This is a genomic window from Thiolapillus sp., from assembly GCF_048562965.1.
Lineage (GTDB): Bacteria > Pseudomonadota > Gammaproteobacteria > Chromatiales > Chromatiaceae > Thiolapillus > Thiolapillus brandeum_A.
This window is the reverse complement of sequence record NZ_JBHNMF010000129.1, coordinates 1-7,770: the sequence shown is the minus strand read 5'-3', so window position 1 is coordinate 7,770 and position 7,770 is coordinate 1. Positions and strand designations below refer to the sequence as shown.

Here is a 7,770-nt window from a genome sequence, read left to right as displayed (position 1 = left end):
ACGTCTTCAGAGAATTTAATGGGCATAATCGATACTCCAAATGGGATTTCAGTGGTCTAATATTAGCACCAGTTAAGAGCACCATCTACAAGAACCTTCAGCTCGCTTAATCAAAACAGGGAACAAGCCCAAAGAAACCAGCAACAACCCATTTACCCGCCTGCTAAACATTTTTCCTTTGCTCAATAAATTGGCGCCGTGCTAAAGTTTTAGCACGAACAAATTCATCACCCAGTACAGCATGGGGCTGCCAGTTAACGAGATGAGCCAATGAGCGACGGAGACCGAACCCTACCGGGCAAAACCCTGATCAACCGGAAGACCCTGCGGGCCATGATACCGCTATCGGATCGAGCCATCTTCAATATGGAGAAACGCGGGGACTTCCCGCGGCGGATCGCGCTTACAAGCCGTAACGTTGCATGGGACCTGGAAGAAATAGAAGAATGGATCGAGTCGAGAAAGCGATCCGGCGCACGGGCTGACCGCCCTGGCGTTACTGCCGTTGCTTGATCGTCCACTCGTCAATCATGTCGGCCCAGTCTTGCAACATCTCCGTACGCTGCTCTCGGTACTCGGCCTTGTTATAGATGGCCCTCACTCCCCTCTGCTCATGAGCGAGACACTTCTCGATCCAGTCCGTGTTGTAACCGGCCTCATGTAATAGCGTGCTGGCTGTGCGGCGAAGATCATGCGGGCCAAATTTTGCCAGCGACTCGCCGTCCTTCTGGGCAGCCTTATACGTCGAAGTTAGAACACGATTCAGCGTTGCGGCGCTCATCGGCAGGTCCGAATCATACCGGGAAGGAAGCACGTACTCGGATCCACCTGCGAAGGTCTTCAGCGCGATGAAGATATCGAGCGCCTGGCGTGACAGGAATACCAGGTGCGGCGTTCTTCGTTTCATCCGTTCTTTCGGAATCGTCCAAAGCGCCTCGCTGAAATTGATCTCCGACCATGTCGCGTTGGACAGCTCGGACTTTCTCACCATGGTCAGTAATAGCAGCTTGATCGCAGCCCGGTATTGCGGCGATGTCCCAACCCGGTCCATGTACCGATACATCAGTCCAATCTCTGCCGGTGTCAGCGCGCGGTCACGCGGCTCAAATCTGGCGATCGTGGATGGACGCACCATTTCCGCAGGGTTTTCCACATTCTGCCCACGTTCAATTGCCCAACGATAGACCTGCAACACCACTTCCCGGACATGCACCGCCGTTGCTGGTGCTCCCCTTTCGACGATGGCATCGGTCAATGCGCGCAAATCCTCATGCGTGATTTCGGTCAGCTTTTTGTTGCCAAACTGCTTTTTCAACTCGCGTTCGTATACCGACTTGCGCATGTCGCGTGTCGAGTCAGCCATCTGATAACCACGCAGCCATTTGCTAGCCCAGGCACCGAACGTCTCGGCATTCTTCACACGCTTCTTGTCGCGCGCCTTTTCCTTTGCCGGTGATTTCCCAGCCGCGATCATCTTCTTTGCTTCGCTGAGTCGTTCCCGTGCTTCTGCAAGCGTGACGCCACGCTTGCCATACCGGCCTATCGTCAGCGTCTCCTGACGCCCGTTAACCGAGTAGTTGTATCTGAAAGAGATGGTTCCGGCTGGTGTCACCGCAACATAGAGCCCATCACGGTCGTTCACTTTGTAGAGTTTGTCCTGGGGCTTCAAATTGCGCAGCTTGGTATCGGTCAGCATGATAAGGGCCTCCGTGGGGCCAAAAATACCATGATTTTATGGCATGGTATTTAGGTTGTTTTTTCTTTTGTATCAATAGCTTGACTGATTTTGATACCATGATTAGCTTGGAAAGCATGGCATGGTATTTTGTCGAAGCCCTGATCTTGAGAGCAACGATACCATGATTTATACCATGAAAAAAGTTTGCTTGGACGTGCCTGCCAGTGCCAGCAGGTGCCAGACAAAAACGAGAATAACCTAGTTAATACAATGGGTTATGTGTAGTTTGATGCCGGTAGGTGCCAGCCAGTGCCAGACGTGGAATCATTCCCACTCGATCGTAGCCGGCGGCTTGCTGGAGATATCGTAGGCCACGCGAGAGACACCACTCACCTCGTTGATGATACGGCTGGAGACCTTTTCCAGGAATTCCCAGGACAGGTGGCCGATGTGGGCAGTCATGAAATCCACAGTCTTCACTGCCCGCAGGGTAACGACGTATTCATAGCGGCGGGCATCGCCAACCACACCAACAGATTTCACCGGCAGAAATACGGCAAATGCCTGGCTGACTTCATCATAGAGCGTGAAGTTGTACAGCTCCTCGATATAGATGTGATCTGCCTGGCGCAGGATGCCGGCGTATTCCTTCTTCACTTCACCAAGGATACGCACGCCCAGGCCGGGGCCGGGGAAAGGATGGCGGTAGACCATTTCTGATGGCAGGCCCAGCTTGACACCGACCTCGCGCACCTCATCTTTGAACAGCTCTCGCAAAGGCTCTACCAGCTTGAGTTTCATGTAGTCCGGCAGCCCGCCCACGTTGTGATGGGACTTGATGACGTGAGCCTTGCCGGACTTGGCGCCCGCAGACTCGATGACATCAGGATAGATCGTCCCCTGGGCGAGAAAATTCACATCCTCGATCTTGGCGGCTTCCTCTTCGAAGATATCGATAAACATATTGCCGATAATCTTGCGCTTCTTCTCGGGGTCGGGTTCGCCTTTCAAGGCATCGAGAAAACGGTCCTCCGCATCGACACGAATCACCTTGACGCCCATGTGCCGGGCAAAGGTTGCCATGACCTGATCGCCCTCGTGCAGGCGCAGCAGGCCATTGTCCACGAAGATGCAAGTCAGCTTGTCGCCGATGGCTTTGTGCAGCAACGCAGCTACTACCGAAGAATCCACACCGCCGGAAAGGCCCAGCAGCACTTTGCCATCCCCCACCTGCTCGCGTATGGCATGGATGCTGTCTTCGATGATGTTTTCGGAAGTCCACAGGGATTCGCAGCCACAGATCTCATGCAGGAAGCGACTCAGGATACGTTTACCCTGGGTGGTGTGGGTGGCTTCCGGATGGAACTGCAGGCCGTAGAACTGACGGCTTTCATCGGCGATTCCCGCTAGGGGTGCGTTGTCGGTTTCGGCGATCACGCTGAAGCCGGGCGGCAGGGATTCCACCCGGTCGCCATGGCTCATCCACACGTCCAACAGACCGTAACCTTCTTCCGTGACATGATCCTCGATATCCTTGAGCAGCTTTGAATGCCCACGGGCCCGAACCTGTGCATAGCCGTATTCGTGCTTGGCAGAACCGGCCACCTCGCCACCAAGCTGCGCCGCCATGGTCTGCATGCCGTAGCAGATACCCAGCACGGGTACCCCCATGTCAAAAACCAGCTGCGGAGCACGGGGCGGATTGTCGCCGGTGACCGTTTCCGGACCACCGGAAAGAATGATGCCGCGAGGCTGTTGCTCTTTCAGGGCATCTTCACAATTGTCCCAGGGCCAGATCTCGCAATAGACACCGGCTTCACGCACCCGGCGGGCAATGAGCTGTGTGTACTGGGAGCCGAAATCGACGATGATGATGCGATGGTCGTGGATGTTTGCTGTCATGACAATAAGCCGGTAGGTCGGACTTCAGCCCGACGGTGAATTACGTTGTCGGGCTGAAACCCGACCTACAGATGCGCAGGATGGGCACAATGCAGATGCCCATCAGCAAGCCCAGATCATCAGTCCCGGCGGTAATTCGGCGCTTCCTTGGTGATCTGTACATCATGTACGTGGGACTCGCGCATACCTGCGCCGGTCACACGGATGAACTCCGGCTTGGTGCGCATTTCTTCGATAGTGGCACAGCCGGTATAACCCATGCTGGCGCGTACTCCACCCATGAGCTGGGTGATGACGTTTACGAGCGCACCCTTGTAGGGTACGCGCCCTTCGATCCCTTCGGGCACCAGTTTGTCCGCTTCCTTGGTGTCTTCCTGGAAGTAGCGGTCACTGGAGCCGTGCTGGGAAGCCATGGCGCCCAGAGAGCCCATACCCCGATAGGTCTTGTAGGAACGTCCCTGGAAGATCTCCACCTCACCGGGGGATTCATCCGTACCGCCAAACAAACCACCGACCATCACCGAGTGCGCGCCTGCCACGATCACCTTGGCGATATCGCCGGAATAACGCAGGCCACCATCGGCGATCACGGGTACGTCTGTGCCTTCGAGGGCTTCCACAACGTTGGCCACCGCTGTTACCTGGGGCATACCCACACCCGCCACGATGCGGGTGGTGCAGATGGAGCCGGGACCTATACCCACCTTCACCGCATCGGCACCAGCCTTTACGAGGTCCAGCGCAGCCGCGCCGGTGGCGATGTTACCGCCGATGACCTGCAGGTCCGGAAAATGTTTTTTCACCCAGGCAACCCGATCCAGCACTCCGCGGGAATGTCCGTGGGCGGTATCGACGACGATGACATCCACCTCGGCTTCCACCAGGGCAGCAATACGCTCATCAGTACCTTCGCCGACACCCACGGCGGCCCCCACACGCAGGCGCTCCTTTTCATCACGGCAGGCTTCCGGGTAATCCTTGGCCTTCTGAATGTCCTTCACAGTGATCATGCCACGCAACTCGAAAGCATCGTTGACCACCAGCAGTTTTTCGATACGGTGTTCGCCCAGCTTGGAGATCACCTCTTCCCGGGGAGCCCCTTCCTTTACCGTTACCAGCTTGTCCTTTGGCGTCATGATCGAAGAAACAGGTTCGGCACGACGGCTTTCGAAACGCAGGTCGCGCGCGGTGACGATACCGACGAGATTGTTGCCATCAACAACAGGTACGCCAGAAATCCTGTTGGCGCGGGTCAGTTCCATGACATCGGCAATGCTGGTATCCGGCGACACGGTGATGGGATCGACGATGATGCCGCTCTCGTAGCGCTTGACCTTGCGCACTTGGGCCGCCTGATCTTCCGCGGTCATGTTCTTGTGGATGATGCCGATGCCACCGTACAGGGCCATGGCGATGGCCAGGCGGGCTTCGGTCACGGTATCCATGGCGGCGGATACCAGGGGGATATTCAGGGAAATGCCCCGTGTCAGTTGTGAGTTCAGGGTAACATCCTTGGGCAACACCTCTGATCGGGCGGGTACCAGCAGAACATCGTCAAAAGTGAGGGCTTCCTGTGTCTGAGAAAATCGCATATCAATCAAGTCCGGGCTGTGGAGCACATAAAGAATACATTCCGGGCGCCTCGAGAAATCCTCCTTGATGTTCCTGGACAGACATCGAAATCCAGTATTATTAGCTACTTATGGATTCCAGCCTGCGCCAGAAGGTCAGGCTAACGAGGCAGCCCTCTGCTTAATCGAACAATTATATAAAATTTCGCGGATGCGCGCTAAACTGAACAGCCATTTCTCAGACAAAGCTTTTGGTACTGATGTCCAAATTTGCCTCACCGTCCCGTGATATCTGGTCTGTCTCCCGTCTCAACGGCGAAATCCGTACGGTGCTGGAAGGCAGTTTTCCCCTGCTGTGGGTGGAAGGCGAGATTTCCAACCTGGCCACGCCCCGCTCGGGACACAGCTACTTTTCCCTGAAAGATGCCCACGCACAGGTGCGCTGCGCCCTGTTCCGCAACAAGCGCCAGCTGCTTCGTTTTCAGCCCAGGGATGGCGACAAGGTACTGATCCGGGCACGCATCAGCCTGTACGAGGCGCGGGGTGATTTTCAGCTGATCGTCGAGCATATGGAGCCCGCCGGAGAAGGCGCCCTGCAACGGGCCTTCGAAGAACTGAAGGCAAAGCTGGACCGTGAAGGGCTGTTCGACGCACGAAACAAGAAGGCACTGCCCACCTTTCCCCGCTGCATCGGTATCGTCACATCACCGACAGGCGCTGCTGTACAGGATATCCTGCAGATTCTCCGGCGGCGCTTCCCTGCCCTGCCCGTCATCATCTACCCGACCCTGGTGCAGGGCAGCGAAGCCGCTGCAGAAATCACCCGCACCCTGGAGATTGCCGATGCACGCAAGGATTGCGACCTGCTCATCCTCGCCCGTGGCGGCGGTTCCCTGGAAGACCTGTGGGCGTTCAACGACGAGGGCCTGGCACGTACCATCGCAAACCTGGAAACCCCCGTCATCTCCGCTGTGGGACATGAAATCGATTTCACCATCGCCGATTTCGTTGCCGACCGGCGCGCGCCCACGCCTTCTGCCGCTGCGGAACTGGCAACGCAGAATCAGGAACAGTTGCTGGCACACCTCGAGGGACTGAAACAGCGCCTGGTCCGCGCAATCAGCCGCCGACTGCAGGAGCGCCACCAGCATCTCGAGCACATCAGCCACAAACTGCAGATCCTGCACCCGCGACAACAAATACTGCAGGACCAGCAACTGCTGGACGAACTCGGCCTGCGCCTGGAACGGGCCATGGAGATGCGACTCACACAAAATCAGCAGCGCTGCCATCAACTGACGGCAAGGCTGCGCCTCCTCAGTCCCTGCCACCGCATCACCATGCTCGAGGAAAAGCTGGGCAACTATGGCCAGAAACTCTTGCACAGCATGCAAAACATCCTGTCACGCAAGCAGCTGCAATTCGCCGGCCTCTCCCGGGAGCTGCAGGCCGTCAGCCCCCTCAATACCCTGGCCCGCGGCTATTCCATTACCACGGACGCCACTACAGGCAAAGTCCTTACCCGCAGCAGCGAAACAAAGCCGGGAAACCGTATCCACACCCGGTTGCTGGAAGGCAGCCTGGTTTCAATAGTAAAGAGCTGCAAGAAAGAAAGTTGATCATCCCCATCCTGAAACAGCTGTTTCATCGGCAATCCCGCGTACCACACTTGCCCATCTTTAGGTCCTTGTTAGTGTCGTCACAATAGCTAATCATCGGACGACCATTGTCATCGAGTGCCGGATAATTGAACCTGCCAACCAAGGGGGGTACTGTCGACTGTGAATATCGCCTCATTCTGCGGTCAGATCACCGGGTGCGTTGAGCTCAGCGCGGGTGGCCAGGGGGTTGTTCACCATCCACTTGTACTTCCGCCCACAAAGGCAGTGGCAGCTGGCTGTCGACAAAGGCGCGCAGCAGGCTCGGTTAATCTTCCCGGTCTTGGAGTCGCCACTGCCCGGCCGGCAGTTGATGCACTTCCAGTACCTCACCCGCCTCGGCAGTGCCATAGAGACTGAGCGTGACCTTTCCAATCTCGGTACCTTCCATATCTTCTGGCACCGAGTAGATCACTGCATATTCCCGGGCACCAACGGCAGCAGTCAGAGACAACAGCCATACAATCCACATCTTTTTGTAAAACATCTTCCTTCTCCTGCTGTTGGCCGTACTGCACTTCATCGGGCCAACTTGAGATCACCGTTAGGGAAATCGTAGTAACTGATCACTGGCTGGCCACTGGCGTCCAGAGCCATAGAGGTGTGCCATCCCACGCTGCCAGCCATGGAGAGCGAAGCGAAGGCTGGTAGACCCCAGTAGCCGCGAGGCCGCACTGCTTACCCGTCGTGCGCATAGCGCCAGAGGGGAAGCAAAGTAGGCATCCAAACGCGGCGTCCAGTCATTGGGAGACAAGTAGGGAGCAGCAACGAGCTTGCGAAGTTGTTGCGTAGTGCTTGGTGACCAGGACGGCTGGGGCACCAATAGGTTGTCAAAGGCCGAGTGTCGGGTACCATGTGATTATATTCCAAAAAGGAGCTATCCTTTGTTCCGAACCCGCCAGATATTGAACGACTGGCTCACGCAAAACCTGGAGGAAGCATAACGCCATGGTTATCCATC

The 7,770-nt window shown here is 56.3% G+C and carries 7 protein-coding genes; 2 read left to right on the top strand and 5 right to left on the bottom strand.

Annotation, left to right across the window (positions count from 1 at the left end):
- Positions 1-270 precede the first annotated feature (270 nt).
- The gene (locus ACOCD2_RS08735; protein ID WP_293646190.1) at positions 271-513 is read left to right on the top strand and encodes a helix-turn-helix transcriptional regulator; all 243 of its coding nucleotides are present in this window, start codon (positions 271-273) and stop codon (positions 511-513) included.
- Here the strand turns inward: ACOCD2_RS08735 and ACOCD2_RS08730 are convergent.
- The 3 genes from ACOCD2_RS08730 to guaB form a co-directional block, all read right to left on the bottom strand.
- A complete protein-coding gene (locus ACOCD2_RS08730; protein ID WP_293646192.1) occupies positions 497-1,696 on the bottom strand; it encodes a tyrosine-type recombinase/integrase in 1,200 nt (399 codons plus the stop codon). The two genes, ACOCD2_RS08735 and ACOCD2_RS08730, sit on opposite strands and share 17 nt — an antisense overlap.
- A 306-nt stretch (positions 1,697-2,002) precedes the next feature.
- Positions 2,003-3,580 carry a glutamine-hydrolyzing GMP synthase gene (guaA, locus tag ACOCD2_RS08725; RefSeq protein ID WP_293646194.1) on the bottom strand — a complete coding sequence of 526 codons (1,578 nt, stop codon included), beginning with the start codon at positions 3,578-3,580 and terminating at the stop codon, positions 2,003-2,005.
- Between the two features lie 119 nt (positions 3,581-3,699).
- Positions 3,700-5,172 (bottom strand): IMP dehydrogenase, encoded by a 1,473-nt coding sequence (gene guaB / locus ACOCD2_RS08720; RefSeq protein WP_293646196.1) that lies wholly within the window; start codon positions 5,170-5,172, stop codon positions 3,700-3,702.
- Between the two features lie 239 nt (positions 5,173-5,411).
- Between guaB and xseA the strand changes: the two genes are divergently transcribed.
- Positions 5,412-6,770: an exodeoxyribonuclease VII large subunit gene (xseA, locus tag ACOCD2_RS08715; protein WP_293646198.1), complete on the top strand. Its 1,359-nt coding sequence runs from the start codon at positions 5,412-5,414 to the stop codon at positions 6,768-6,770.
- Positions 6,771-7,077: 307 nt separating this feature from the next.
- On the opposite strand, the gene ACOCD2_RS08710 is transcribed toward xseA, so the two are convergent.
- Together ACOCD2_RS08710 and ACOCD2_RS08705 are read right to left on the bottom strand one after the other, a co-directional pair.
- Entirely contained in the window at positions 7,078-7,296 is a 219-nt protein-coding gene (locus ACOCD2_RS08710; RefSeq protein ID WP_293646200.1) for a hypothetical protein, read from the bottom strand.
- Positions 7,297-7,353: 57 nt separating this feature from the next.
- On the bottom strand, positions 7,354-7,629 hold the full coding sequence (locus tag ACOCD2_RS08705; protein ID WP_294116934.1) for a hypothetical protein: 276 nt from the start codon (positions 7,627-7,629) through the stop codon (positions 7,354-7,356).
- Positions 7,630-7,770 lie beyond the last annotated feature (141 nt).

Bases quoted from the DNA above. Each gene is read 5' to 3' on its own strand.
- ACOCD2_RS08735 (WP_293646190.1), top strand. From the start codon at position 271: ATGAGCGACGGAGACCGAACCCTACCGGGCAAAACCCTGATCAACCGG.
- ACOCD2_RS08730 (WP_293646192.1), bottom strand. From the start codon at position 1,696: ATGCTGACCGATACCAAGCTGCGCAATTTGAAGCCCCAGGACAAACTC.
- guaA (WP_293646194.1), bottom strand. From the start codon at position 3,580: ATGACAGCAAACATCCACGACCATCGCATCATCATCGTCGATTTCGGC.
- guaB (WP_293646196.1), bottom strand. From the start codon at position 5,172: ATGCGATTTTCTCAGACACAGGAAGCCCTCACTTTTGACGATGTTCTG.
- xseA (WP_293646198.1), top strand. From the start codon at position 5,412: ATGTCCAAATTTGCCTCACCGTCCCGTGATATCTGGTCTGTCTCCCGT.
- ACOCD2_RS08710 (WP_293646200.1), bottom strand. From the start codon at position 7,296: ATGTTTTACAAAAAGATGTGGATTGTATGGCTGTTGTCTCTGACTGCT.